23 protein-coding genes are annotated in these 22,993 nt (G+C 47.4%); 8 read left to right on the plus strand and 15 right to left on the minus strand.

Annotation, left to right across the window (positions count from 1 at the left end; translation table 11 throughout):
• The first annotated feature begins 12 nt into the window (after positions 1-12).
• Entirely contained in the window at positions 13-822 is an 810-nt protein-coding gene (locus RJ47_RS09185) for a MetQ/NlpA family lipoprotein (RefSeq protein ID WP_005475289.1), read from the plus strand.
• Positions 823-881: 59 nt separating this feature from the next.
• On the opposite strand, the gene RJ47_RS09190 is transcribed toward RJ47_RS09185, so the two are convergent.
• From RJ47_RS09190 to RJ47_RS09205, 4 genes are all read right to left on the minus strand, one after another.
• Complete coding sequence (locus tag RJ47_RS09190; RefSeq protein WP_231565944.1) at positions 882-1,679, minus strand: substrate-binding periplasmic protein; 798 nt, start codon at positions 1,677-1,679, stop codon at positions 882-884.
• A 162-nt stretch (positions 1,680-1,841) separates the two neighbouring features.
• The gene (locus tag RJ47_RS09195) at positions 1,842-3,428 is read right to left on the minus strand and encodes an AbgT family transporter (RefSeq protein WP_005475286.1); all 1,587 of its coding nucleotides are present in this window, start codon (positions 3,426-3,428) and stop codon (positions 1,842-1,844) included.
• Between the two features lie 233 nt (positions 3,429-3,661).
• Positions 3,662-3,787 (minus strand): type B 50S ribosomal protein L36, encoded by a 126-nt coding sequence (ykgO, locus tag RJ47_RS09200; RefSeq protein WP_005380299.1) that lies wholly within the window; start codon positions 3,785-3,787, stop codon positions 3,662-3,664.
• Positions 3,788-3,790: 3 nt separating this feature from the next.
• Positions 3,791-4,051: a type B 50S ribosomal protein L31 gene (locus RJ47_RS09205; protein ID WP_005475290.1), complete on the minus strand. Its 261-nt coding sequence runs from the start codon at positions 4,049-4,051 to the stop codon at positions 3,791-3,793.
• 116 nt (positions 4,052-4,167) lie between these two features.
• Here RJ47_RS09205 and tsaA point away from each other — a divergent pair, with 116 nt between their 5' ends.
• Positions 4,168-4,863, plus strand: coding sequence for a tRNA (N6-threonylcarbamoyladenosine(37)-N6)-methyltransferase TrmO (gene tsaA / locus RJ47_RS09210; protein WP_039483400.1), 696 nt, complete (start codon positions 4,168-4,170; stop codon positions 4,861-4,863).
• A gap of 111 nt (positions 4,864-4,974) precedes the next feature.
• On the plus strand, positions 4,975-6,690 hold the full coding sequence (locus RJ47_RS09215) for a proline--tRNA ligase (protein ID WP_039483403.1): 1,716 nt from the start codon (positions 4,975-4,977) through the stop codon (positions 6,688-6,690).
• Between the two features lie 73 nt (positions 6,691-6,763).
• Here RJ47_RS09215 and RJ47_RS09220 read toward each other — a convergent pair whose 3' ends face one another.
• Positions 6,764-7,609, minus strand: a complete 846-nt coding sequence (locus RJ47_RS09220; RefSeq protein ID WP_038190691.1) for a class II glutamine amidotransferase — start codon at positions 7,607-7,609, stop codon at positions 6,764-6,766.
• 105 nt (positions 7,610-7,714) lie between these two features.
• Positions 7,715-8,296: a D-sedoheptulose 7-phosphate isomerase gene (gene lpcA / locus RJ47_RS09225; protein WP_005475341.1), complete on the minus strand. Its 582-nt coding sequence runs from the start codon at positions 8,294-8,296 to the stop codon at positions 7,715-7,717.
• Between the two features lie 306 nt (positions 8,297-8,602).
• Here lpcA and fadE point away from each other — a divergent pair, with 306 nt between their 5' ends.
• A complete protein-coding gene (gene fadE / locus RJ47_RS09230; protein ID WP_039483406.1) occupies positions 8,603-11,056 on the plus strand; it encodes an acyl-CoA dehydrogenase FadE in 2,454 nt (817 codons plus the stop codon).
• 55 nt (positions 11,057-11,111) lie between these two features.
• Here the strand turns inward: fadE and RJ47_RS09235 are convergent, their stop codons facing one another.
• The 4 genes from RJ47_RS09235 to dnaQ all read right to left on the minus strand — a co-directional run bounded on the left by RJ47_RS09235 (position 11,112) and on the right by dnaQ (position 15,486).
• Complete coding sequence (locus RJ47_RS09235; protein ID WP_039483409.1) at positions 11,112-11,624, minus strand: DUF1566 domain-containing protein; 513 nt, start codon at positions 11,622-11,624, stop codon at positions 11,112-11,114.
• Positions 11,624-13,294 carry a DUF1566 domain-containing protein gene (locus RJ47_RS09240; RefSeq protein WP_082016332.1) on the minus strand — a complete coding sequence of 557 codons (1,671 nt, stop codon included), beginning with the start codon at positions 13,292-13,294 and terminating at the stop codon, positions 11,624-11,626. Before RJ47_RS09240 ends, RJ47_RS09235 begins: the two co-directional genes overlap by 1 nt.
• 189 nt (positions 13,295-13,483) lie before the next feature.
• A complete protein-coding gene (locus RJ47_RS09245) occupies positions 13,484-14,734 on the minus strand; it encodes a TIGR03503 family protein (protein ID WP_039483410.1) in 1,251 nt (416 codons plus the stop codon).
• Positions 14,735-14,742: 8 nt separating this feature from the next.
• Positions 14,743-15,486 carry a DNA polymerase III subunit epsilon gene (gene dnaQ, locus RJ47_RS09250; RefSeq protein WP_038139505.1) on the minus strand — a complete coding sequence of 248 codons (744 nt, stop codon included), beginning with the start codon at positions 15,484-15,486 and terminating at the stop codon, positions 14,743-14,745.
• A gap of 56 nt (positions 15,487-15,542) precedes the next feature.
• On the opposite strand from dnaQ, the gene rnhA reads away from it, so the two are divergent.
• Positions 15,543-16,007: a ribonuclease HI gene (gene rnhA / locus RJ47_RS09255; RefSeq protein WP_005475295.1), complete on the plus strand. Its 465-nt coding sequence runs from the start codon at positions 15,543-15,545 to the stop codon at positions 16,005-16,007.
• On the opposite strand, the gene RJ47_RS09260 is transcribed toward rnhA, so the two are convergent.
• Entirely contained in the window at positions 16,004-16,741 is a 738-nt protein-coding gene (locus RJ47_RS09260; protein WP_005475348.1) for a class I SAM-dependent methyltransferase, read from the minus strand. The genes rnhA and RJ47_RS09260 overlap by 4 nt on opposite strands.
• A gap of 31 nt (positions 16,742-16,772) precedes the next feature.
• On the opposite strand from RJ47_RS09260, the gene gloB reads away from it, so the two are divergent.
• The 3 genes from gloB (at position 16,773) to RJ47_RS09275 (ending at position 19,850) form a co-directional block, all read left to right on the plus strand.
• Positions 16,773-17,531 (plus strand): hydroxyacylglutathione hydrolase, encoded by a 759-nt coding sequence (gloB, locus tag RJ47_RS09265; RefSeq protein ID WP_038215567.1) that lies wholly within the window; start codon positions 16,773-16,775, stop codon positions 17,529-17,531.
• Positions 17,532-17,601: 70 nt separating this feature from the next.
• Positions 17,602-19,167 (plus strand): lytic transglycosylase, encoded by a 1,566-nt coding sequence (locus tag RJ47_RS09270; protein WP_038215570.1) that lies wholly within the window; start codon positions 17,602-17,604, stop codon positions 19,165-19,167.
• Entirely contained in the window at positions 19,164-19,850 is a 687-nt protein-coding gene (locus tag RJ47_RS09275) for a YIP1 family protein (protein WP_039483413.1), read from the plus strand. The genes RJ47_RS09270 and RJ47_RS09275 overlap by 4 nt, the downstream gene beginning before the upstream one ends.
• Here the strand turns inward: RJ47_RS09275 and RJ47_RS09280 are convergent.
• The 4 genes from RJ47_RS09280 to tilS all read right to left on the minus strand — a co-directional run bounded on the left by RJ47_RS09280 (position 19,818) and on the right by tilS (position 22,904).
• A complete protein-coding gene (locus tag RJ47_RS09280; protein WP_156143317.1) occupies positions 19,818-20,687 on the minus strand; it encodes an endonuclease/exonuclease/phosphatase family protein in 870 nt (289 codons plus the stop codon). The two genes, RJ47_RS09275 and RJ47_RS09280, sit on opposite strands and share 33 nt — an antisense overlap.
• A gap of 88 nt (positions 20,688-20,775) precedes the next feature.
• Entirely contained in the window at positions 20,776-21,114 is a 339-nt protein-coding gene (gene glnB, locus RJ47_RS09285; protein WP_008077534.1) for a nitrogen regulatory protein P-II, read from the minus strand.
• A gap of 105 nt (positions 21,115-21,219) precedes the next feature.
• Positions 21,220-21,534: a c-type cytochrome gene (locus tag RJ47_RS09290; RefSeq protein ID WP_039483418.1), complete on the minus strand. Its 315-nt coding sequence runs from the start codon at positions 21,532-21,534 to the stop codon at positions 21,220-21,222.
• Between the two features lie 65 nt (positions 21,535-21,599).
• A complete protein-coding gene (tilS, locus tag RJ47_RS09295) occupies positions 21,600-22,904 on the minus strand; it encodes a tRNA lysidine(34) synthetase TilS (protein ID WP_039483420.1) in 1,305 nt (434 codons plus the stop codon).
• Between the last annotated feature and the right edge of the window lie 89 nt (positions 22,905-22,993).

Consider the following 22,993-nt stretch of genomic DNA (forward strand, 5'->3'; position numbering starts at 1 on the left):
AAGGAGATAGTCATGAAATTCAATCTTAAAGGTCTTTTGGCAATTGCCGCTGCTGCATCAGCATTAGTGTTATCTGGCTGTGGCGAAAAAGCCGCTGACAACAGCAAAATCAAAGTAGGTGTTATGGCAGGTGCTGAAGCACAAGTTGCTGAAGTTGCTGCAAAAGTAGCAAAAGAGCAATACGGCCTAGACGTTGAGCTTGTTACCTTCACTGACTACGTGACACCTAACGCGGCATTGGATGACGGTTCAATCGATATCAACGCATTCCAACACAAGCCATACCTAGATCAGCAAGTGGCAGATCGTGGTTACAAACTGACTATCGCAGGTAACACGTTCGTTTACCCAATCGCTGGTTACTCTAAGCAAGTAAAATCTGTGGATGAGATCCAAGAAGGCGCACGCATCGCTGTTCCAAACGATCCAACTAACCTAGGTCGTTCACTACTACTTCTTGAGCAGCAAGGTCTGATCGAGCTTCGTGAAGGTGCTGGTCTTCTAGCAACGGTTCGTGACATCACGGCAAACCCGAAAAACATCTCAATCGTTGAGCTAGATGCTGCGCAACTTCCTCGTTCTTTAGATGATGTAGCGCTATCTATCATCAACACAACTTACGCAAGCTCTATCAACCTAACTCCACAAAAAGATGGCGTGTTTGTTGAAGACAAAGAGTCTCCATACGTAAACCTAATTGTTTCTCGTGAAGAGAACCTAAATGCTGAAAACGTTCAGAACTTCGTGAAGTCTTACCAGACAGAAGAAGTTTACGCAGCAGCATCAGAAATCTTCCAAGGTGGCGTGGTTAAAGGCTGGTAATCACCACTTTATCTAGCCAAGCAAAATGAAAAGGGCTGACGTGAATGCGTCAGCCCTTTTTATTCTCCACTCGGCTCAACTCTCAAGCTATCAAAGTACCGTTCAATCAGCGCTTGATATCGACCGTCACGCTTCATAGCAGCGAGCTCGGCATCAAACTCATTCTTTAGATCGTGGTGCTGGCGAAGCTTTGAAAAAGCAATGTAACTTGGCGTCGCTTCTAATGAAGGCACCAGAATCTTCAGCGATTGGTCGAGCCCATTTCGCACCATAATACTGCGCGCCCCAAACTCATTATTGACCCACACATCAGCACGCTTTGCTCTGACAAGATGAGCACAGTCCTCGGTTTTATTGCGTTTAAAAATCACTTTAAACACGCCGGTATCGAGCAAGTCGTCCATTCGTTTGCCATAACTCACTCTGTTGACTACACAAATAGAGAGCGAGCTCAAGTCACGTTGGAAAAAGTCGATACTGCTTAACTCACTATCAATCAAGGTAATCAAGCTAATATTCTGGGTAAACAAAACTTGCTGGCTATAGTCCGCAAACTGTTCCCGTTCTTGGTTTTTGAATGCGGTAAAGATCGCATCTGAGCGACCATGTTGAATGTTATTTAGTGCCCTCGCCCACGGCAGAACTTGGATACTGATGGGTTGTTTTAGTTCAGCAAAGACCTCCTTGACCAACTCAACCGCCACACCAGAAATCTTATCGTTATGATGTTCAATATACGGTGGGTACTCCAAAGTCACTAACTGTAGCGTCGAGCTCGCACCGAGATAAAAACTGCTGAAGTAGACCAGGGAAATTAGGATATGAGTCAATCGCTTCATACTTATACGAACAGGCATTCGTTACACAGTCTCTGTATTTAATCGCTCCAAATACTGCAAGCCTGCCCTCCTAAATATGTATTCTATAAGTAAAGTTCACAACCCTATCTTGTCAAACCAATTTGCCTACAAAAAAGCCGGAGTAAAAACTCCGGCTCAACGTGTAATCAATTGTCTGGCTTAAGGTGTGTAGTACGTTGCAGCACCCGGGCCAACAGGTAGACCGAAAACGAATACCCATAGGTAGAACAGTAGACTCCAACCTACGATAAAGCAGATAGAGTAAGGCAGCATGGTTGCGATCAGCGTACCGATACCCAGATTCTTCATGTAACGTGTTGCTACCGCAAGGATTAGACCAAAGTAGCTCATCATTGGCGTGATGATGTTAGTCGTTGAATCACCGATACGGTAAGCCGCCTGAATCGTTTCTGGCGCGTAACCAACCAACATTAGCATTGGAACAAAGATTGGCGCAGTTACCGCCCATTGAGCAGAAGCTGAACCGATCATTAGGTTAATGAAGCCACACATTAGGATGAATGCGAAGAACAGCATTGGGCCAGTTAGACCGATTTCCTGTAGGAAGCTTGCACCCGCAACAGCGAATACCTGACCAAAGTTAGTCCACTTGAAGAAGGCAACAAACTGAGCAGCAAAGAACACAAGTACGATGTACATACCCATTGACGACATCGACTTCGCCATTGCATCAATCACGTCACGGTCAGTCTTCATTGAGCCTGTTACTTTACCGTAAACAAAGCCTGGGATTGCGAAGAAGACGAAGATAAACGCGACGATACTTTTCAGGAATGGTGAACCCGCCACTGTTCCTGTTGCTGAACGTAGAACGCCATCTTCAGGCACGATTGTCCAAGCAAGAAGCGCGGATACCGCAACAACCGCTAGACCTGCCAGTTTCAGACCTTTCTTCTCAATATCGGTAAGCTTACCCATTGAGTCGTTAGATAAGTCTTCAGACGCTTCTTCATCATTGTATTTGCCAAGTTTTGGCTCAACGATTTTCTCCGTTACGAACGCACCTGTAATAGCAATGAAGAAGGTAGACACAAACATGAAGTACCAGTTAACTTCTGGGCCAACTGTGTAAGATGGATCAATCATTTGCGCGGCGGTTTCTGTGATACCAGAAAGCAGCGGATCAACCGTACCGATAAGAAGGTTTGCTGAGTAGCCACCTGATACACCAGCAAATGCCGCAGCAAGACCAGCAAGTGGGTGACGACCTAAAGAGTGGAACAACATCGCCGCTAGTGGAATAAGAACCACGTAACCTAGCTCAGACGCTGTATTTGAAATGATACCAGCAAACACGACGGTAACCGTCACCATACGCTGAGACGCTCCCATTACCATGCCACGCATCGCAGCAGATAAGAGACCGGAATGTTCAGCAATCGCAACACCTAGCATAGCCACAAGTACCGTGCCTAGCGGGGCAAAACCAACAAAGTTCTTCACTAAGTTAGTAACGATCAGCTGTAAGCCTTCTGCATTTAACAAGCTCACGACATGAATCATGCCATCAGCTGCGCGACCTTTCGCACCTTCAGGGCGAGGGTCCATAACAGAGACTTCAAAGTAACCTGCGATTCCAGATGTCACTAAGATAGCAACACAGAAAAGTGCAAATAGAGTGATTGGGTGGGGTAATAGGTTCCCCAAATATTCAACTGTATCTAAAAAGCGCGTGAACAGCGGCTTTTTTGGCGAGTTTTGTTTAATCGAAGCAGATGAACTCATCTGTTCCCTCCTTGTAGTTATTCCTGCGCTTTTTTGTGACAAAGATGTCAACAAAGCCCGCGCAGGTTACTAGACAAGGTGTACGATATAAAATCTAAAATGTTACAAATTGTGTTACAATGCACAATATTTAACGTATTTTGAACAAAATATTAGCAATTAACACCAGATTGAAAACACAAAACAGCATTATAATTCATATAAATGCATGCATTCTGTTTATTTTTCGTACGCTATTTTTGTACTGCTTTAAATCGAGGGTTCGTTTTACAGATCACATAGAGACGCCCTCTTCGTTTAACGATTTGACAATCAGGATGACGGCTTTTTGCACTTTTTAAAGACTTTACCACTTTCATTGATTACTCCTTCTCTTTTGTAAATTGACCAAAGCGACGTTTGAAGTTCGCCACGCGCCCTTCCTGATGAATGACTCGCTGCTTGCCGGTGTAAAACGGGTGAGATTTAGAGGACACTTCAATCGTAAAGTATGGGTAGGTTTTGCCATCTTCCCACTCGATGGTGCGATCGGTTTTTAGCGTCGAGCCTATCAAGAAGTATTCATCGATACTCGTGTCATGAAAGACGACCGTTCTATATTCAGGGTGGATGTTAGGTTGCATAAATACTCTCACTTTAATTGTTATGTTATAACATTATAAATGATAATTATTATCAACCCGTTTTGCTAGCCATTTTTGTGATATTTTTTGCTCGTTCACCATTTAGAGAGAGACACATGTACTCTGTAACGCCCATTGGCTACATCGAAAGCCCATATAAAGAGAAATTTGCGGTTCCTCGCCAACCTCGTTTAGTAAGCGGTGCGACGTCTCGCTTAAGATTAATTGGTGAGGCAAACACACCTGAAGCGGTAAGAGGGTTGGAGCAATTTTCCCACGTCTGGCTATTATTCTTATTTGACCAAAATTTAGCCGCAGGATGGAAGCCAACGGTGAGACCTCCTCGGCTTGGTGGAAACGAACGTATTGGTGTATTTGCTTCTCGCTCAACCTTTAGACCCAACGGGATTGGAATGTCTGCTGTCGAAGTAAAAGGAATCGATAAGCACGGTGACCAAATGTATTTGAACCTTGGTAATGTCGACTTGGTCGATGGTACGCCTATTCTTGATATTAAGCCTTACATTCCCTACTCGGATTCGATCCCAAATGCGACGGGAGGCTACGCAGAGCAAGCCCCTCAAACCATGGATGTTATCTTTAGTGAATCTGCGCAAGCCACGCTCATCAAGCGCACGCAGGGAGCAATGGAAAGTGAGGTGATCAAACAAGTTCTGGCGCAAGACCCTCGCCCTGCGTACAAAAAGAACAAACCCGACAGTAAAGAATATGCGGTAAATTTGTTCGATTTGAACGTTAAGTTCACCGCTAACGACAACTTAATAACGGTTACCGTCATTGAGTGCTTTTGACGAAGGCAATTGGCTGATATTATAAGCGGCTAACCATTTTCCCCTTGGGGGACTTCCATACTCCTGTCCATTCCGGCTTGAGTATCTAACTTTAATAAACGGATAAGTTAAATGCGTACCAGTAATTATCTTCTTTCTACTCTGAAGGAGACTCCAAACGACGCAGAAGTAGTGAGCCACCAGCTCATGCTACGTGCAGGTATGATCCGTAAGCTGGCTTCAGGTCTTTACACCTGGCTACCTACTGGTCTACGTGTACTGCGTAAAGTCGAAAACATCGTTCGTCAAGAGATCGACAATGCAGGCGCAGTCGAAACATTGATGCCCGTTGTTCAGCCGTTTGAACTATGGGAAGAGACAGGCCGCAGCGAGAAGATGGGTCCTGAGCTACTTCGCTTTACTGACCGTCACACTCGTCCGTTTGTTCTTAGCCCAACCGCTGAAGAAGTGATCACTAGCCTTGTGCGTAACGAAGTGAGCTCTTACAAACAGCTTCCGCTAAACCTGTACCAAATCCAGACTAAGTTCCGTGATGAGCGTCGCCCACGTTTTGGCGTAATGCGTGCACGTGAATTCTGCATGATGGATGCATACAGCTTCGACATCGATAAAGAAGGTCTAGAGAAATCTTACCAAGCGATGCACGATGCATACTGTAAAGCATTCGACCGCATGGGTCTTGAGTACCGTCCAGTATTGGCTGACTCTGGCGCTATTGGTGGTAGTGGCTCTCAAGAGTTCCACGTACTTGCTGAAAGCGGCGAAGATCTCATCGCCTTCTCGACTGAGTCTGATTACGCAGCGAACATCGAAAAAGCAGAAGCAGCAGCGCCAGCAGGTGATCGCGCTGAGCCAACTCAAGAGATGACGCTGGTTGATACACCAAACGCCAAAACCATCGCTGAGCTTGTTGAACAGTTCGACATGCCTATCGAGAAGACAGTGAAAACGCTTTTAGTTAAAGCATCTGATGAAGTAGACGCAGATATCATCGCGCTAATCATCCGTGGCGACCACGAGCTAAACGAAGTGAAAGCTGAGAACCTTCCTCAAGTTGCAGCTCCTCTTGAGATGGCAACGGAAGAAGAGATTCGCGCACTGATCGGCGCAGGCCCTGGTTCTCTTGGCCCTGTTGGTCTTAAACTGCCATTCATTGTTGACCGCACTGTTGCTGTAATGAGCGATTTTGGCGCGGGCGCTAACATTGATGACAAGCACTACTTCGGTATCAACTGGGGTCGTGACGTGGAACTAGGCCAAATTGAAGATCTACGTAACGTCGTTGAAGGCGATCCAAGCCCATGTGGTAAAGGTACCCTAATGCTTAAGCGTGGTATCGAAGTGGGTCACATCTTCCAGCTAGGTAACACTTACTCTGAAGCAATGAACTGTGGCGTGCTTGGTCCTGACGGTAAGAACGTCATTCTAGAGATGGGTTGTTACGGTATTGGTGTATCACGTGTTGTGGCTTCTGCAATCGAGCAAAACCACGACAAATACGGCATCATCTGGCCAGATGCACTCGCACCTTTCCAAGTGGCTATCGTGCCAATGAACATGCACAAGTCAGAAGAAGTGAAAGAAGCAGCTGAGAAGCTGTACGCAGAACTGACGGCTATGGGCATCGAAGTTCTATTCGACGACCGTAAAGAGCGCCCAGGCGTAATGTTCTCTGATATAGAACTTATTGGCATTCCTCACACTATCGTGATTGGTGATCGTTCTATGAAAGAAGGTAACTTCGAGTACAAGAACCGCCGCTCAGGTGAGAAGACGGCTGTAGCGATGGCTGATATCGTTGAGCATGTTAAAGCGCAGCTTGCTTAAGTTGATTAACGCTTAGAAATACAAAAGGCCGATGGAAACATCGGCCTTTTTTACAACTGATGAGAGTGCACCACTATTCCAGCGGCTCTGTCGGTGCTTGACTCGCGACTTTCTTAGGCGCAAAAGGAACATGGCTCAGCTCATCAGCATTGCCATCAATCAGCTCGCCAAAGTGCAAGATACCAAACTCTCCGGGTTTCATGCGGTGCCAAGTCTCATTGCCGGTCAGTGGCTGAGTAGCAATGACTGACACAATGTCATTGGGTGTCGTCTCTTCTTGAAAGTTGATCTCAACATCTTCATCGATCAGTGCTGCCTTGCCAAAGGGCGCGCGACGCGTAATCCAGTAAAGATGATTGGTACAGTAAGTCATTACGTACTCACCATCAGAGAGCAGCATGTTAAAGACACCTTTCTCGCGCAATCTATCGCAGCACTCGGCAACAAACCGGAACACTCCGACCATATCTTGTGGCGGCTCTGGGTATCGTTCTTCCATTTGCTTTAATAGCCAACAGAAAGAGAGCTCACTGTCAGTTTGTCCAACAGGGCGATGGCGACCAGTTTGCAGATCTTGGTAATCACTCAGTTGGCCATTATGCGCAAAGGTCCAATAGCGCCCCCAAAGCTCACGAGTAAATGGGTGGGTATTTTCGAGGTTTACTCCGCCACGATTCGCCTGCCTAATATGGCTGACAACCGCGCAGCTTTTAATTGGGTAGTTCTGGACTAGCTCAGCAATTTTGGATTTGCAGCTCGGGTTCGGATCTTTGAATGTGCGGAACCCCTTTCCTTCGTAAAACGTGATCCCCCACCCATCTCGGTGCGGCCCCGTGTTCCCACCACGCTGCATCAATCCGGTAAAACTAAAACAGATATCTGTTGGTACGTTGGCGCTCATGCCGAGCAATTCACACATGGCCTACTAAACTCCCTTCATCCTTGCGTGCAGTTGTTAACTTAACGACATCAGCGAGAGAAAATGCAAACACTGATGCCGGTTAAATGATGAATGGTCACGCCGTTACGCGTTCTCCATTTCCTTTTCGATAAGCTGGATCACGATGTGAATGATCTTAATGTGGATTTCTTGAATACGGTCTGCGTAACCAAAATGCGGTACACGAATTTCGATATCCGCTAAGCCAGCCATCTTGCCGCCATCTTTACCGGTCAACGCGATGGTCTTCATGCCTTTTGCTTGAGCCGCTTCAATCGCCTTTAAGATATTTGCAGAATTACCGGAAGTCGAAAGGCCAAATAAGACATCCCCTTTTGAACCAACAGCTTCTACATAGCGAGAGAAAACGTGGTCATAACCAAAATCATTGCTGACACAAGACAGATGGCTAGGATCAGAGATAGCAATACCTGGCAAACCTGGGCGATTTTCACGGTAACGACCTGTCAGCTCTTCAGCAAAGTGCATGGAATCACAATGTGAACCGCCGTTACCACACGACAATACCTTGCCACCTTGCTTAAACGAATCCGCAATCATTTTGGCCGCCGATTCGATTTGAGCAATATTGCTCTCATCACTCAAAAACTTGTTTAGTACGTCAGCAGCTTCTAGCAACTCGCTCTTGATCAGATCATGGTACATAGGGCTATCTCTAATTATTGTTCGTGGATAGGCGAGCTTAGCGCATCACCCAACTTATTTGATGAGTTTACTCAAACATCGCATAGTGTCGATAGCTCTCGGTTAACAAATCCACCTTTATTGCAATTCATTGCTCATAAAAACAGCACAAGCCAGCATTTTTAGAATTTTCACTCTACTTAGATCACTTTTTGAGCATTAGTGTGTTTTACATTTCATTAATCTTTTGTTTACACTTTACTGGTATGACCTCTTACTAGTTTAAGACGTATAACTGTTGAGATACGTCAAAAAGGAAAACGAAACATGGACATCTTGCTCTCTATACTCGGATTTACGGTTGTATTGGCCACCTGCCTATATCGCCGAAGCTCGTTGATCGCTTCAGTTGCCGCACTGACAGCGACTATGGTTCTCTTATCTTGGGTTGGCACGGCCGGTTCTATCAGTTGGTTACTGTATGTATCCGCGGTCGTGATATTGGGCATCCCTGCAGTAAGACAATCTCTCATTAGTAAAAAAGCACTTAAGCTTTTCAAACAAGTACTCCCAGCCATGTCGCAAACGGAAAAAGAAGCGTTAGATGCAGGGACAGTTTGGTGGGAAGCTGAGCTGTTTAAGGGTAAGCCTGATTGGAACAAGCTGCATACCATCAAAGCGCCAAGCTTAAGCCAAGAAGAACAAGCCTTTCTGGATGGCCCAGTGGAAGAAGTGTGTGCCATGGTCAACGACTATCAAGTGACCCACGAACTGGCGGACCTTCCACCAGAAGTATGGCAATACCTCAAAGACAACAAGTTCTTTGCCATGATCATCAAGAAAAAATATGGTGGCTTGGAGTTTTCTGCCTACGCTCAATCTTTGGTTCTGCAAAAGCTGACGGGTGTCTCTGGCGTGCTGTCATCGACCGTTGGTGTACCCAACTCATTGGGGCCAGGTGAGCTTCTGCAACATTATGGTACAGAGGAGCAAAAGGATTACTACTTACCTCGCCTAGCGGAAGGCAAAGAGATTCCATGTTTTGCACTCACTAGCCCAGAAGCAGGCTCGGACGCGGGGTCAATTCCAGATTATGGCGTTGTGTGTAAGGGCGAGTGGGAAGGCAAAGAAGTCCTTGGCATGCGTCTAACTTGGAACAAACGCTACATTACCCTTGCCCCGGTCGCAACGGTGCTTGGTCTTGCCTTTAAACTGCGCGATCCTGAAGGACTACTGGGTGATAAAGAAGATCTCGGTATCACTTGTGCTCTGATTCCAACCCATCTTAAAGGTGTGGAGATCGGTAATCGACACTTCCCGCTCAATGTTCCTTTCCAAAATGGACCAACGCGCGGCAATGATCTGTTTGTTCCTATCGACTTCATCATCGGTGGTCAGAAAATGGCAGGCCAAGGTTGGCGCATGCTGGTTGAATGTCTGTCAGTCGGCCGCGGTATTACGCTCCCATCCAACTCGACAGGTGGCATCAAAACGGCCGCACTGGCAACGGGTGCCTACTCGCGCATTCGTCGCCAGTTCAAGCAACCTATTGGCCACATGGAAGGGGTTGAGGAACCATTGGCTCGCCTAGGGGGCAATGCCTATGTGATGGATGCTGCGAGCAACTTGACGGTTGCAGGCATTGATTTAGGAGAAAAACCATCGGTGATCTCAGCCATCGTTAAGTACCACTGTACCCACCGAGGCCAGCAAAGCATCATTGATGCGATGGACATTGTCGGCGGCAAAGGGATCTGTTTGGGCCCCTCTAACTTCTTAGCACGTGGTTACCAAGGTGCGCCAATTGCGGTAACGGTTGAAGGTGCGAACATTCTGACACGTTCAATGATCATCTTTGGTCAGGGTGCGATTCGCTGCCATCCATACGTTTTGGAAGAGATGGACGCCGCTTACTCTGAAGCAGGCGACGCTGTTGAGAAATTTGATAAAGCACTTGCAGGACATGTTAGCTTTACCATGAGCAACCTGGTACGTAGCTTCTGGCTTGGTCTAACTGACGGACGCGGCTCTGAGGCACCAACGCAAGACGCAACCACGCGCTACTACCAGCAATTGAACCGCTACAGTGCAAACATTGCCTTCCTTGCGGACATTTCAATGGCGGTGCTGGGTGGTTCACTCAAACGTAAAGAGCGTTTGTCAGCTCGACTTGGCGATATTCTCAGTCAGCTATATCTGAGCTCAGCCACGCTGAAACGCTATGAAAGTGATGGTCGAATCACGGACGATTTACCGCTGGTTCACTGGGGATTGCAAGACAGCATGAAACAGACTGAACTAGCGATCGATGAGTTCTTAGCTAACTTCCCGAACAAGTGGCTAGGCAAAGCGCTACGTGTCGTAATCTTGCCTTTTGGTCGTGTACGCAAAGCGCCAAGTGACAAACTGGACAGCCAAGTAGCACGCATTCTTCAAACGCCATCAGAAACCCGCTCTCGTATTGGTCGCAACCAGTACTTGACGGCGAGTGAGTTCAACCCAGCAGGGAAAATTGAACACGCGCTGTCGGTGATTCTTGAGGCAGAGCCGTTGTTCGACAAAGTGTGTAAAGCGATTGGCGAACGTCGTCCGTTTTTGCGCCTAGATGCAATCGCCGAAATAGGCTTAGAGAAAGGCATTCTTGATAAAGCGGAGGCAAACTTGCTGATTGAAGCAGAGCAGCAACGCCTATACGTGATCAATGTCGACGACTTTGAACCGCAAGAACTGGAAGCAAAGCCACTTGAGGTAACGCCACCGACCATGGTTGAAGTTGCCTAGTCAACAGGAACAGAAAGGGCCGCTTGTTGCGGCCCTTTTTTATATCTCTAGTCACCTAGTTAAAAGGCTTGACCAAGCGGACAAACATCTCCCCGCTGGCGTTGACCGTTTTTTCCTGCCCCTCAGTAAAGTCGATAACCAACCCAGAATAAGCCGTGTTGATATCTGAAACATCAGGGGTATTTGTCCAGTAAGGAACATTGGTCGTCGTCGGAAAATAGGTCAAGTTGATGGCCGGCTTCGCACAACGATAGTCCACGATTGACCCTAACTCTTTAATATTGGGGAGACGAAAGCCGTCGACGCCAACTTGAGAACTCTGTAAGGCTAAATCCCACGAAGCGAAACTGGTTGGCGTCCCGTCGCAGCCATTCGTCGTGCTGTTGTAAGTCTCTCCCACGTTACATTTTTGCCACAGCAGGTTGGTTTTCACATCCAAGATGGTGCCATCTTGACGATCGATAAACTGACCTTCCAGTTGTGATACTGGCTGATTCTCAACACAAGTCTGCGCAAAGCTCGTAGTAGAAACCATCAAAGCCGCGATAGTTATAAGTTTCAGCTTCATTATTCTACCCCTTCACTAACGGCAATCACACCATGGTAGGTACCCTTGTTACAGAGCTCGACTTGCCCAGTTTGAGTCTGCATACACCAAGCACTGGCTCCGCCCCCCGTTACACGACTTGCACTGGTGAAGATCGTGTCTGCTGAGCTGCCCATACTAGCCCCCTTCATATACGGAAAGTAGTTTTCTGTTGTTGGGTCGGTAGGGCCAACGCCGAAACCGTAATTAACTATCGAACGCGCTTCACTTGGAGAAGGCAAACGCCAATTGGACACGCCACACACTCCATAGCGATTGAGGGTCGCGAGGTAGGCTTCAGCATTACAGCGATATTCTATTCCCTCTTCTTCGGGGAAAGCGCATTGGCTTGATATTGGGCCTTCTGAGGGTAACAAATCGTTAATTGCCCCTAAATTTCCACCGTTGGTGCTGCTGTCAGAGTTGTACCAAGTATAACGATAAGCCGCACTGCGCCACTGTCCAGACTCGCTTACCCATGGGTATGGGTTGGCGTCAGGGTCTTTCTGGAACGCCTCTTGCCACGTCTCAATCTCACCTTGTGACGGCAAAGTTCTTGGAGCCTGCTTCGCTTCAAAATAGACACCCGTTCGCTCGTCACGAACACATGACCACGAAGAGGCATCATTCGCCAACACATTACCGCTGTAATCCAACTTGGTCAGCTTGAAGCCATGCTGGCCGTCACTGTGGAGGCCTCCATCCTCTTTATCAAGCCCGTAATCAGCATCTTGCCCAGGGTATCCCGCAGGCTCTGCGGTTAGATCATGAGAGGCGCCATTAGAGTAGGTGGCAAATCCGGTGTCATTAATTTCTCGGTCACCAGGTATATAAAATGCCAGTGAGCTGTGGTCCGAATCAATAGTGGTGTTACCGCTACTCTCCATGGTGTAAATGAGTGATTCACCACCTTCAATCAAGCCATCTTTTTTCGCCGACACAGTCACGACATGGCGTAAGCTTTCCGCAGGAATCGTTACCGTCATTGAGCTTAGTGAACTCGTCACGTCGTCACTGGAAGCGATACCACTTTGCGCTAAATTCACAGTAACCTCTTTGGCGTGATAGTGGCTCAACTCAATGTGACTCTGTGCGCTGTCACCTTCCAAAACGGTTTTGCTGGCATCGCTAAAGCGTATGGTTGGCTCAAGATCGCTGTCGGTAAGGGTCACGCTAGAACTTGAGTTCTCAAGGGTATAATCTGGGCTACTCGCAGCACTAATGGTGTAACGCAGTTGTTTACTGCCCTCGTGCAAGTTGTTGTGTACTAGATTAAGTGGGAGTGAATACGTGGTGACGCCTGCTGGCACTCGAACTGTTTGAGCGGCGATCGGGTCGTAGTTTTTAAATTGCCCTTCGCTGCGAGTAGTCACATCACTTGTCACCACAGAGAGAACAAGATCTTGGCTCAGTGCTGCTGATAAGGTCACTGTAATAGATTCGGTGTTCGAGCCAGAGCTAGGTTCGGTCAAGGTCACGGCTGCGGGAAGATTCACCGTAATGGCACTGCCGCTAGAGCCAGAACTGGTATCGGTTGTCGAGGTCGATTCGTCATCGCTGCTTTCATGCCCACTCTGACATCCAAATAACGCGACAGCTACTGCGAGCGCGAGCGCATTTTTGGCTCGACCATATTTGTTCGGATGATACATTCAACCCCTAACTTATTTAACGCTATGAATAAGTGAATGTTATCAAAAACTTGTTCACATAAATATGCTCAAAACCGCCTTTAGTGCATCGCATACAATAAGTTTGAATTAAATAAATGTTTAAAATATAAATAACCCCTAGCTGCATCGCAAACTAGGGGTTAAATAAAAAGCGGCAATCTGAGGTTGCTATTTTTTGGGCATTTCCAGTTGCATCTCCGGCACGGCTTTCTTTTTGGCTCTAAGCTTGCCAATCACAAACCAAGCAACCAAGGCCAGAAGAATCACCACGACATTGCCAATCGCAATCATGATCATGCCTTGTGTTTTCTTCTCTTCGCGAAGTTCAATCTGACGCATCTCTTCCATCAGTTTTTGCTGTTTCAGGCGCTCCTCTTCTTGCAAACGACGGGTTTCTGCAATGTCGAGCTCTTCCACCAAACTATAGGTGTATTCGCTCAGCGGGAAGACTAATGGTCTGCCGGAGCCCATTTCCGTCGCATACGCCTGCCCAGTCCAAGAGTAGTTGCCCAAAGTATCACTGTAGGGAATGCTGAGTTCGAGTTTATTGCTCCCTTTCACAGCCGCGCCTTGCACATCAATTTGACGCTCGTCAGGGTCAATATGTTCAACAAAAGCTGCTAGAGAGCCTGGCTCGACCATGCCTTGCTCACCTGACAAGACCACTTTGTGCATCTCTTGCTCACTGCGAGATTGAATGAAGGTCACTTGCACCGGAGAAGGGTAAACCAGCACTTCCTGCTCTTGTGCTCGAAGGAAGATCCCATTCCCCGACGTGATGCGTACTCGGTATTTACCCGGCGCGCTCGAAATGGGCAATGACACCGTAAACACACCATCCCCAGCGACTTCATCAAGCTCAGTACCGTCATCGGCAAACTCGCCAATCACTTCAGGGATAGGACGCGCTTCTTTGATCAAAGTATCTTCATTTTCAACAAACTTGGTGAAAGTAACCTTGAGCTTTACGCGATCCAGAAAGTCACGCAGAACCAAAGGCTGCTTATCCGACGTTAAACGCGCGGTGAACTTAATCGACTCGCCCTGGTACAAACGACTTGGAAGCCGATCCGTTAACAGCTCTAAATGCGAAATCAGCGTGATCTTGTTCTTGGGAGTTACTTTACCAACCGCTTGCCAAGGACCTGGCATCGGATTATCGATGGAAATAATGTCCATCGATGACTCTTGATACCAACGAACATTATCAGGGCTGCGCCAAGCGTAATATTTTTTACCATCTGGGCGAACCAACACCACGGGTTGTGAGTTTTCAGCTCGATAAATCACAAAGGTAATTTGCTGGATAGAAGGATCAACTCGAAAGCGGTTATCGAGCAAGGTCATTGATGACTCATTTGCCGCGACATTTGCAGCGCTCAGCAGTACGCTGAGTACAACCAACCAAATCCTTAACATCCTTTCTCCTACTGACGCCAGAGACAGCTTCCGCTTTTCTCGACGATATCTAATCTATTTTGATGCGCTTCTAATTCATCGGCACTTGCACGGATAACCTTTAGTGCTTTTCGACCACTTGCCACCCGTTTTATTGACTCACCTCCCACATCGCTGCCATCAGAGTTCCCTGCATTAAATTGCAGCGACGTCTGACCACCGGTCATCAACAGATATACATCTGCCAAAATCTCGGCATCGAGCAATGCCCCGTGGAGAGTACGATGGGAGTTATCAATGCCGTATCGGTCACAGAGGACATCGAGGTTGTTTCGCTTACCTGGGAAGATCTTCTTCGCCATGGCCAGCGTATCGGTCACCTTACAATAATCGTCGGTTTTACCAATACTTGGGTCGAGCATCTCAAACTCGTAGTCCATAAAGCCGGTATCGAAGGGCGCGTTGTGCGCCACCAGCTCGGCACCTTTGATGAACTCTAAAAATTCAGCGTGAACGTCTTGATACTCTGGCTTGTCCACCAAAAACTCATCCGTGATACCGTGGACCTGAACCGCTTCAGCTTGAATGTCGCGATCGGGCTTAATGTAAACATGGAAGTGACGTCCCGTCAGTTTACGGTTGATGATTTCTACGGCACCAATCTCAATAATTCGATGACCTAGATAATGAGGACCGCCCTCTTGGTTCATACCCGTGGTTTCGGTATCGAGTACGACAATGCGGTGCTGATTAGAATTGTTGCTGGTATTCATAACAAAATGTGTGTCAGACTATGCCAATAATGAGCTTAACCCAATAGTATCAAATCATGACGAAACAGGTGGAAATTTTCACGGACGGTTCTTGTTTAGGCAATCCTGGTCCTGGCGGCTACGGTATCGTATTACGTTATAAACAAACCGAGAAAACGCTCGCCAAAGGCTACACGCTAACCACCAATAACCGAATGGAAATGTTAGCGACGATCGTTGCCCTACAAGCCCTCAAAGAACCGTGTGACGTCATTCTCACTACCGATAGCCAGTACGTGCGTCAAGGCATTACCCAGTGGATTCACAACTGGAAAAAACGTGGCTGGAAAACCGCAGATAAAAAACCGGTCAAGAATGCAGACCTATGGAAAGCCTTAGACGCCGAAAGTGAGCGCCACAACATCGATTGGCGCTGGGTTAAAGGCCATGCTGGGCATCGAGAAAACGAAATGTGTGATGAGTTGGCACGTACCGCAGCCGAAAACCCGACCGAAGAAGATACCGGCTATATTCCCAACTAGTGGGACTGCTTATTCGACACTTTGTAATTGACGCTCACCGGCGTCAATTTTCGTTTTAGCTTCCAGTGAGGCTTAATTGGCTTAAGCGGATAGGTTCGCTTGCGCGCAACAATGAAGTACAAACTGCCCATCGGCGCCGCCCAGTCCCCTAAGCTGTTCTCTAACCAAGTCCACATTGTTCGGTACTTCTGCATCGGGAACAGTGCATAGCTATCGCATTCGATCACTTGATAGTTCAAAACGCTCAGCCAATCTTTGATCCGGTTTGGGGTGAACATCCGTCCACTCCACGGCAGATTGTTTCTACGCCAAGGCATCAGACTGGCCAGCCCGGTAAAACTGATTGGGTTAAAACCTGTGATAATCAAATAGCCGTCATCGATCATTACACGGTCAACTTCACGCAGCATTCGATGGGGATCATTGCAGTAGTCGAGCTGGTGTGCCATCACAACGGCATCAAAGCTTTTTTCAAAAAAGGGTAAGTCGTAGCCGTCGGCGATGACGTTATGCAATGGATTTTTTATATCGAGGTTGACTTGATGTTGAATATTGCAGGCAAAACTGGTTAACTCGCAGCTGAGACCACCGAGCTTAAGCATATGGTAACCAAATAATTTTGGGCACCACTCGTCCATCCGAGTCTGAATCGACTCACTCACCCATTGGCCGTTTTTAAGTTGCGACCATGAATGAGGCTTTTCTAACTTCTTATTGCTACGTGCTGGTTTCATACCTAACCTGCTTCACTCGGGAGACACAACCATGTTAGAGATCAAAAGCATACCTGCATTTAATGATAATTACATCTGGCTAATTCAAAATAGCGATCAGCGTTGTGCCGTTGTCGACCCTGGTGATGCGGCGCCCGTTCTGGCTTACCTCAAACAGCACCAGCTAAGCTTAGATGCAATCTTGATCACGCACCACCATAACGACCATATTGGTGGTGTGGCCGAATTGGTCCGACAATACCCTGGCATTGATGTCGTTGGCCCCGCCAATGAACCCGTGCCGACCTTAACTCATCCTGTCGAGGGCGGTGACCAAATAGAGCTGTTTGGTGAAGTCTTCTTTGTGTTAGATCTCGCCGGTCATACTCTTGGTCATATTGGCTATGTTGGAGATGGCAAGCTCTTCTGTGGTGATGTCCTATTTTCAGCCGGCTGTGGCCGTGTCTTTGAGGGGACCATGGAACAAATGTACTCCTCACTCACCAAGATTGCGGCACTACCAGAAGAAACTGAGGTCTATTGCGCACACGAGTACACCGCGAGTAATCTTGCCTTTGCCTTGGCTGTAGAACCCGACAATGAGCAGCTCCAACAATATCGAGATGACGTCAATCGTCTGCGGGCTCAGAATCGCCCCACCTTGCCCACCACACTACGCCGTGAAAAATGGATCAATCCTTTCCTTCGCACCGACCAACAAACGGTTATTCGCTCAGTTGCAAACCGAACCGACCAAACCGACGCACTCGCCATTTTTAGTGCATTACGTGAGTGGAAGAACGAATTTTAACGATTTGCTGCTTGTCACTTTCTGTGCGTGGCAAGTATTATCAGCAGCCAAGTAACAAAAGGGCTGTGCAATGCGATTAACACATAGCTGGGTTTTGGCGCTCTTACTTACAGGATGTCAACTAACCCAGCCTACCGATTCTAGTGAGACCTCATCACCGGAAACCAATAACCCACCCGCGGTAAAAAAGGCTGAACCTACCGCTCAGCCAGCCAAACCAGTATCAAAGCCAAAACCTGTGGTCACGCCTCAGTCGCAAGAAGATGTCTGGCAACGAATCGCGATGCAGTTGGATATGCCAATTCCGGATCACAAGACGGTCGATTACTACCGAACTTGGTATTTGAAGCACCCAAGCCATCTTAGAACCGTTTCAAAACGCGCCGAGCCATTCCTCTACCTGATCACAGAAAAGATCGAAGAGCGAAACTTACCTCTTGAGCTTGCGCTGCTCCCCGTTGTAGAAAGCTCATTTGATGCCTTTGCCTACTCTCACGGCAGTGCGGCAGGCTTATGGCAGTTTGTCCCTGCAACCGGCAAGATGTACGGTTTAGAACAGAACTTCTGGTACGATGGGCGTCGAGATGTGCCTGCGGCAACCGATGCAGCACTCGACTACCTTACTTACCTAAATAAACGTTTTGACGGTGAATGGACCCACGCCATCGCAGCATACAACAGTGGCGGCGGACGCGTTTCCAGTGCAATTCGTAAAAATACCAAGCTAGGTAAACCCACCGACTTTTTCTCGCTCGATTTACCGAAAGAGACCAGTGGTTACGTTCCTAAACTCCTAGCACTCGCAGATATCATTGCCAACCAAGAAAAGTACGGGATCGATATTCCACCCATAGCGAACAAACCCGTAGTAACCCTCATCGATCCAAAAGAACAACTGGATTTGGCGATTGCAGCAAAATACGCGGGTATCTCGGTCAAAGAACTGCAAGGCTTAAACCCTGCTTACAATCAGTGGTCGACTGCACCCGATGGCCCTCATCAACTGCTTATTCCAGCCCAAGCAGAAGACAGTTTCCGTTACCAAGTTGAAAAAAATCGCGGTAAAGGAATGAAGTTGGTTCGCTACAAAGTGAAATCTGGTGACTCCATCAGCGTTCTGGCTAACCGATACAACACCACGACAAAAGTAATCCAGCGTGCGAATGGCATGACCAACAGCAACATTCGCGCTGGTCAGTACTTGATGATTCCAGCGTCGGCAAAAGATGAGAATGTCTACGCTTTAACCGCATCCAACCGCCTTGAAAAAACGCAAGCGAAAAACCGTGGTCAATACAAGCTCACCCACACAGTTCGCTCAGGCGACAGTTTGTGGAGCATTGCCAAAGCCAACAAGGTCTCTCACAAATCGCTTGCCAAGTGGAATGGAATGGGACCAAAAGATACGTTACGTGTAGGACAAAAACTGGTGATATGGAAGAACAGCTCAGATGGCGCCATCATCCGCACCGTTTTCTATAACGTGCGCTCAGGCGATACCATCAGTGGCATTGCCAGCAAATTTAAAGTGAAATCACGTGACATCGTGAAATGGAATGACCTAAGCAAACAAAAATATCTTAAGCCGGGTCAAAAACTGAAACTCTACGTCGATGTAACTAAGGTAAGTGTATGACGCCCTCCAGTAACCCTTTAATCATGCTAGTTGATATTTTTCGTTCACCTAGCGCTTGTTTCCTTGCCCTTTATCAACGTGGCGCATGGGGCTGGCAGCCATACATTTTTCTGATTTTATCGCCATTTTTGTTTTGGGGTGCGTATTTTGATTTGGTCAATTTTGAGTGGCTAAAAGAAGTCCTAACCGCTCAACTGGCGCAAACGAACCCGCAACAACTTGAGTTACTTGATGCCAACACCTTAATGGCCAGTGAAATCATCAGCGATGTATTTGGTCGAACGCTGACCATACTCATGCTGGCGTTTTGGTTCAATCTGGCCACTAAGCCAAGTCAGCACCAACATGGTTTCTGGAAATGGTTTGCCGCAGCCGCGGTGATCACTTTCCCTGCAATCATCGGCGATCTTGCAAGCTACGTGAGTGTTCTACTGAAACATGGTCAAGTGCTTGTTTACGCCGCGGATCTCAATAGCCTTAACGGACTGCTCAAACTTCCACTGACCAATGAGTGGTCTCAGTTTGCCAGCTCGTTCCCTCTACTTCTGCCTTGGTATATCGCTTTGGGCTACGCGGCAGTCGGTACATGGACGGAGTTCGAGCGCGGCCAAGCCTTGGTCATTTCAGCACTACCTTGGCTCGCTTACTACCTAATTTGGGCGCTCTACATCGTTATTTTTTAAACGAAAGCTCACCTCTATTGGGTTGTGATCAGAGGCGTCGGTTATCGGCGCCTCTGCTTTTTGAAGAACCAAATCTCGATAAAACACATGATCTAAAGGCAGTCCAGTCACAAACTGAGTCCGATTATCCACTTGGTAGGTAACCTCAGTAACGCCTATTTTGTCGAGCGCTTGTTTCATCACACTCAATCGCGCGTCACTCCAGCTGTTAAAATCGCCAGCAACAATGATCGGCCCCTGATGATTCAAAAGCTCTGTCACTAACGTATCAAGCTGTCTTTGATACTCCACGGTGCCATAAGTGAAATTTACCGCATGGATATTAACCACCGCTAATGACTGGCCATTCGTCAGCGGGTAAGTCGCATATAAAGCAGATTTGGGCAACCCTAACCAAGGCTCAAGCTCGGTGTACGCACAGGCGAGATCAGGCGTATCATAGCTTAAGTTCAGAACGCCCGCGGTGGTATCAAAGGCTTTAAACGCATCGACTTGGCTACCAAACCACTGATTGTCCTCAATCCAATGGAGTAACTCAGGGGTCATACTGGCTTCTTGTAACAGAGCCAATTGTTTTCCCTTCACCAGAGTTTGCAAACTAGAATGCCAGTTTGGTCGGTTCTGTTTGTAGATGTTCCACACCAGAACATTCAGCTCGCCATTGAGATCCACGGGCTTTGCTGAGTCACTACGGTAACACTGCAACGAAAGCGCAATATTGCCTTGTGAAATCGAAGATATTTGGCCTTGTTCAGGCAAGGTGAACACCACTCGATAGCCAATCATTCCCGTGAGTACGAGTCCAATAGGCAATGCTAGTAACCATTTTTTGTTCATCATTGAGCCCTAAAATGTAAAAAAGAGCCTTACGGCTCTTCCTTGATTATCGAATATCGAATTCAGTTCACACACTCTGACAATAACACTAGATAGCGTCTTCGTCTTCTTCACCGGTACGAATACGCACGATGCGTTCAACGTCAGTAATGAAGATCTTACCATCACCAATTTTGCCTGTTTGTGCAGTCTCAACAATCGTATCAACACACTGGTCAGCAACGTCATCGGTAACCACAATTTCAAGCTTCACTTTAGGCAAGAAATCCACCATGTATTCTGCTCCACGGTATAGCTCAGTATGACCCTTTTGACGTCCAAAGCCTTTTACTTCAGAAACCGTCATACCGGTAATGCCGACTTCTGCTAACGCTTCGCGAACATCATCTAACTTAAACGGCTTGATGATGGCTTCAATTTTTTTCATGTTCATCCCTTAAACTTCAGCAATTTGGCTTATTATCCCACGATCATCGGGCAATAAAAAGCCCGAGCGATAAGCGCTCAGGCTAATATACAACTTAACCGAAGGTTATTTCAAACTTGCGTAGTATGCCGCTAGGTTAGCGATGTCGGCATCACTGAGCATCGATGCTTGCGCTTGCATGACCGCCGCTAGACCACCATTACGCTCTTTGTTTTTGTACGCATTAATCGAGCTAACAAGGTACTGTTCGTTTTGACCTTTCAAGTTTGGATAACCTGGGATGACAGCGATACCATCCGCACCATGACAAGCCGCACATACCGCCGCTTTCGCTTGCCCAGCAGCTACATCACCTGCCGCCATAGCTTGACCAACCATAAGGCCCATTCCGATGACCATTCCAATAGCGATTCTCTTCATTGCTCTTCCTTATAAGTCCACTTCTTGTGTGTGTTTTATCTATACGATTCTGACACAAAGATAGTTTACTTGCTCCAGATAAGCTCACAGTCTTGACCGATAAAGTGATGATCAATAAACAAATCCGCGATAGCCGCTACTTTATCACCACACATAAGTATCGGTCTTCTTCGCCTTTCCCAACTCGGCACTTGATACTCTTGAAACAGCTTTTTCAGTTTTCTGCTATGCCCTCGCTCCGCTGGATGAGCGCTGAGCCCTTCGGGATTAAAGATGATACGTAATGGCGCTTGCTGCAGTGCAGATAAGGACAGTGACCCAGTCGATGTCACTTGAAGCGTCAAATGACCAAGCCTGTCAGGAAGCTCAAGCTCCTCACCTAGCCCCAAGCGTTGAGACCAATCGCTAATATCGTCATGAGTGGAAACTAAGTAGAGACGTCGGTTAAAACGGCGTACTTGCGCAGAAGTTAGATTTAGAACAGGATTCGCGTCTGCCTTAGCAAGTGCTACCTGATGCCAAATTTTGTCCAGATGATCTCGACTTGGCATGCGCTGACCCGCATTGGCCAACCACATACGAATCAAACGTGCCCGCATCAATGCACTCAAATCAGCCACCCCTTGAATGGCTAAGCTACCATCCGAGTTAACCAGGAGCCTGAGCTTATCTTGGAGTAGCTCGTCTAACAGTAACTCTTGCTCTGCACACAATTGCGCGCTTCGCTGGACTGATTGAGTAAAATGTGGCCAACGCTCTTCAATAACCGGCGAAATATGATGACGAATGTAATTGCGATCGAAGCGGGTATCCTGATTACTTTCATCTTCCACCCAGTTTAAGCCGTGGTGCCGCGCGTATTGTTCGATCTCTTCGCGTCTGACCTTAAGTAACGGTCGAACCAATCGGCCATTAGAAAACAGCTTGCTCTCAGCCATCGCCGACAAACCTTTTGGCCCACTGCCTCGCTTTAGGGCGAGAAGAAACGTTTCTAGCTGATCATCTCCATGTTGACCCGTCAGTAAAATATCCCTTTCATTTACATGCCGAGCCAGCACCTTATAACGCTCATCTCGGGCACACTCCTCTATGCTCTTCCCGCTGGCATCGAGTTGCACCTTTTCCAAAATAAAGGGGACATCACTCTGAGCAGCCCACTCTTGACACTGGTTAGCCCACTCATCAGCATTGGCACTCAGGCCGTGATGAACATGGACAGCTAGCGTCGGACGATGGGTTTCCTGCTGATAGCGCGCAAGTAATGAAAGCAATACACGTGAGTCAATGCCGCCACTGAAGGCCAAAACAATACGACTGCGCGGTGCAAGATACTCTTCGATGACAGATGAAAATGATTGATACAGATCCATAACGGAATAACTCGATAATTGATAGGCGATAGTTTATCACCCACCAATAAAAAAGGCCGAACTAAGTTCGACCTTTAGGATTTAACAAG

Origin of the sequence: Vibrio sinaloensis (genome assembly GCF_000808535.1) — a bacterium.
GTDB classification, from domain to species: Bacteria; Pseudomonadota; Gammaproteobacteria; order Enterobacterales; family Vibrionaceae; genus Vibrio; species Vibrio sinaloensis_D.

What these genes read in the sequence shown, in the direction of transcription:
- RJ47_RS09185 (WP_005475289.1), top strand. Translation starts at nt 13, where the DNA reads ATGAAATTCAATCTTAAAGGTCTTTTGGCAATTGCCGCTGCTGCATCA.
- RJ47_RS09190 (WP_231565944.1), bottom strand. Translation starts at nt 1,679, where the DNA reads ATGCCTGTTCGTATAAGTATGAAGCGATTGACTCATATCCTAATTTCC.
- RJ47_RS09195 (WP_005475286.1), bottom strand. Translation starts at nt 3,428, where the DNA reads ATGAGTTCATCTGCTTCGATTAAACAAAACTCGCCAAAAAAGCCGCTG.
- ykgO (WP_005380299.1), bottom strand. Translation starts at nt 3,787, where the DNA reads ATGAAAGTGGTAAAGTCTTTAAAAAGTGCAAAAAGCCGTCATCCTGAT.
- RJ47_RS09205 (WP_005475290.1), bottom strand. Translation starts at nt 4,051, where the DNA reads ATGCAACCTAACATCCACCCTGAATATAGAACGGTCGTCTTTCATGAC.
- tsaA (WP_039483400.1), top strand. Translation starts at nt 4,168, where the DNA reads ATGTACTCTGTAACGCCCATTGGCTACATCGAAAGCCCATATAAAGAG.
- RJ47_RS09215 (WP_039483403.1), top strand. Translation starts at nt 4,975, where the DNA reads ATGCGTACCAGTAATTATCTTCTTTCTACTCTGAAGGAGACTCCAAAC.
- RJ47_RS09220 (WP_038190691.1), bottom strand. Translation starts at nt 7,609, where the DNA reads ATGTGTGAATTGCTCGGCATGAGCGCCAACGTACCAACAGATATCTGT.
- lpcA (WP_005475341.1), bottom strand. Translation starts at nt 8,296, where the DNA reads ATGTACCATGATCTGATCAAGAGCGAGTTGCTAGAAGCTGCTGACGTA.
- fadE (WP_039483406.1), top strand. Translation starts at nt 8,603, where the DNA reads ATGGACATCTTGCTCTCTATACTCGGATTTACGGTTGTATTGGCCACC.
- RJ47_RS09235 (WP_039483409.1), bottom strand. Translation starts at nt 11,624, where the DNA reads ATGAAGCTGAAACTTATAACTATCGCGGCTTTGATGGTTTCTACTACG.
- RJ47_RS09240 (WP_082016332.1), bottom strand. Translation starts at nt 13,294, where the DNA reads ATGTATCATCCGAACAAATATGGTCGAGCCAAAAATGCGCTCGCGCTC.
- RJ47_RS09245 (WP_039483410.1), bottom strand. Translation starts at nt 14,734, where the DNA reads ATGTTAAGGATTTGGTTGGTTGTACTCAGCGTACTGCTGAGCGCTGCA.
- dnaQ (WP_038139505.1), bottom strand. Translation starts at nt 15,486, where the DNA reads ATGAATACCAGCAACAATTCTAATCAGCACCGCATTGTCGTACTCGAT.
- rnhA (WP_005475295.1), top strand. Translation starts at nt 15,543, where the DNA reads ATGACGAAACAGGTGGAAATTTTCACGGACGGTTCTTGTTTAGGCAAT.
- RJ47_RS09260 (WP_005475348.1), bottom strand. Translation starts at nt 16,741, where the DNA reads ATGAAACCAGCACGTAGCAATAAGAAGTTAGAAAAGCCTCATTCATGG.
- gloB (WP_038215567.1), top strand. Translation starts at nt 16,773, where the DNA reads ATGTTAGAGATCAAAAGCATACCTGCATTTAATGATAATTACATCTGG.
- RJ47_RS09270 (WP_038215570.1), top strand. Translation starts at nt 17,602, where the DNA reads ATGCGATTAACACATAGCTGGGTTTTGGCGCTCTTACTTACAGGATGT.
- RJ47_RS09275 (WP_039483413.1), top strand. Translation starts at nt 19,164, where the DNA reads ATGACGCCCTCCAGTAACCCTTTAATCATGCTAGTTGATATTTTTCGT.
- RJ47_RS09280 (WP_156143317.1), bottom strand. Translation starts at nt 20,687, where the DNA reads ATGAACAAAAAATGGTTACTAGCATTGCCTATTGGACTCGTACTCACG.
- glnB (WP_008077534.1), bottom strand. Translation starts at nt 21,114, where the DNA reads ATGAAAAAAATTGAAGCCATCATCAAGCCGTTTAAGTTAGATGATGTT.
- RJ47_RS09290 (WP_039483418.1), bottom strand. Translation starts at nt 21,534, where the DNA reads ATGAAGAGAATCGCTATTGGAATGGTCATCGGAATGGGCCTTATGGTT.
- tilS (WP_039483420.1), bottom strand. Translation starts at nt 22,904, where the DNA reads ATGGATCTGTATCAATCATTTTCATCTGTCATCGAAGAGTATCTTGCA.